The 1,869-nt window shown below is 74.7% G+C and carries 3 protein-coding genes; 1 reads left to right on the top strand and 2 read right to left on the bottom strand.

Annotated features, from left to right (window positions below; genetic code table 11):
• A partial coding sequence (locus H5J29_RS31105; protein WP_220188163.1) for a TetR/AcrR family transcriptional regulator occupies positions 1-283 on the bottom strand: 283 nt, incomplete at its 3' end.
• Between the two features lie 60 nt (positions 284-343).
• On the opposite strand from H5J29_RS31105, the gene H5J29_RS31100 reads away from it, so the two are divergent.
• On the top strand, positions 344-796 hold the full coding sequence (locus H5J29_RS31100) for a hypothetical protein (protein WP_181784507.1): 453 nt from the start codon (positions 344-346) through the stop codon (positions 794-796).
• On the opposite strand, the gene H5J29_RS31095 is transcribed toward H5J29_RS31100, so the two are convergent.
• Positions 744-1,679 (bottom strand): GAF and ANTAR domain-containing protein, encoded by a 936-nt coding sequence (locus H5J29_RS31095; protein ID WP_246394525.1) that lies wholly within the window; start codon positions 1,677-1,679, stop codon positions 744-746. The genes H5J29_RS31100 and H5J29_RS31095 overlap by 53 nt on opposite strands.
• Positions 1,680-1,869: the final 190 nt, after the last annotated feature.

Below are 1,869 nucleotides of genomic sequence, written 5' to 3'. Positions count from 1 at the left end.
GCGCGGCCCGCCCCGTGGCGACGGGATCGGCCGCCGCCCGCCAGGCCCCGACGGCCGCGTCGAGCTCCGTGCGCAACGGCCGGACCAGGGCGACGATCAGCTCGCCGAGATCGTGGAAGTGCACGTAGAAGGTCTTGCGGGTCATATCGGTCCGGGTCATGACGGCGGCGACGCTGAGCTCCCCGCCCGCCTCCAGCACCTCGCGTGCCGCCGCGAGGATCTCGCCCCGCGCGACCTCCGGCGTCCGACGCCTGCGCGGTGCACCTTCCGCCGTTACTGCCACTGTGGCACTCTAACCCCGCGCACTACTGCCACCCTGGCATCAATCCTCGCGGAGGTCGTCGTGACCCGTTCCCTGCTCACCGCCCGCTTCGGGCTCGCGGCCTGGTACCTGACGGCGGTGGGCCTGCTCTTCGGCATCCGCGCGCTCACGACCCTGCTCGGCGGGGCGGGCTGGGAGCTGCCCGGGACCGGATGGCGCTCGGTCTGGCAGCTCGTGGTGGTGGCGATCGTGCTGGCGGGCCTCGCCGCGCCCCGCCTCACGCTGCCCGCGGTCGGCGTGGTCGGGGCGATGTACCTGCTCGCCACCCTGTCCGAGCTGGTCGACGGCACCACCCTGGTGGGCGCGATCCCCGTCGACATGCGGGACCGGCTGGTGCATCCGCTCGTCGGTCTGCTGGCCGTCGCCGTGCTCCTGGTGGTGCGGCGCGCGGCCCCCCGGGCGGCGGCCACGGACTCGTCGCTCAGAGCTCCCCACGACGGGTGGCCAGCGTCTCGGCGACGGTGGCGAGCTTGACGTTCAGCGACTGCGAGGCCGCGCGCAGCACGCCGAAGGCCTCGTCCGCGTCGATGTCCCGGCGCTCCATGAGGATGCCCTTGGCCTGGCCGATCACGTCCCGCGACCGCAGGGCCTCCTCGAGCTGCGCGGTCCGGAGCTCGGCGCGGCTGGTGGCGAGCCTGCCCGCGAGGGCGGTCGAGGCGTGTGCGGCCAGGACCAGGGCGGCGTCGCGGTCGGCCTCGTCGAGCCCGCCGACGCGGCGCGAGTAGATGTTGAGCGACCCGATGCGCGGCGGCTCCTGGGCCGGGAACATCCCGGTCGCCAGGCAGCTCTGGATCCCCAGCTCGGCCGCGGCGGGTCCCCACTTGTCGAACACCTCGCCCGCTCCCAGGTCCGAGGAGGAGAACACCCCCAGGCCGGGGCGGCGGCTCGCGTCGAGACACGGGCCCTGGTCGAACTCGTTCTGCAGCTCGTCGAGCCGCGCCCCGATCGGGTCCGTGGTGGCCGGGGTGTCCAGCAGGCCCTCGGCGTTGCGCAGCGAGACGCTCACGACGTCCGCGCCGCGGACCACCCGCACCGTGGCCTCGCTGATCCGGTCCAGCACGTCCTGGACGGTGGGTGCGTCGAGCAGGGTCCGGGCGAGCGAGACGAACTCGCCGACCACCGCGGACGGGGCCCAGTCACCCTCCTGCGGATCGGGCTCCGACATCAGCGCTCCTCTCGGGCCGGGATCGGGCTCGGCGGGTCGGTCCTCCGCCCAACCGGGTTCGGTCATTCTGCCGTGCACCGCGGCCTGCAGCCGGTCGGGGACGACGTCGCCCGCGTGGCTCCGGAGCGTCGTCGACAGCGACCCGGCGACGACCTCCTCCCTGCCCGCGAGCAGCACCTCGACCCCCTGCATGAGGGAAGGCCTACCCGCCGTGCCGCCGGTCAACCGGCGGGCAGCGCGCGACCGGGCCCCCCGCCGGGCATGCTCGGGGCATGAGCGCGCAGCGGGAGCACGATCTGGTCGTCTTCGGGGTCACGGGGTTCGTCGGGGCCCTGCTGGCGGGCTATCTCGCGGAGGCCGCGCCCGCGGACGTGCGGATCGC

This window comes from Pseudonocardia pini, assembly GCF_013870575.1.
In the GTDB taxonomy this organism is placed as follows: Bacteria; Actinomycetota; Actinomycetes; order Mycobacteriales; family Pseudonocardiaceae; genus Pseudonocardia; species Pseudonocardia pini.
The sequence above is the reverse complement of the archived record's forward strand: the minus strand, read 5'-3'. Positions and strand labels throughout refer to the sequence as shown.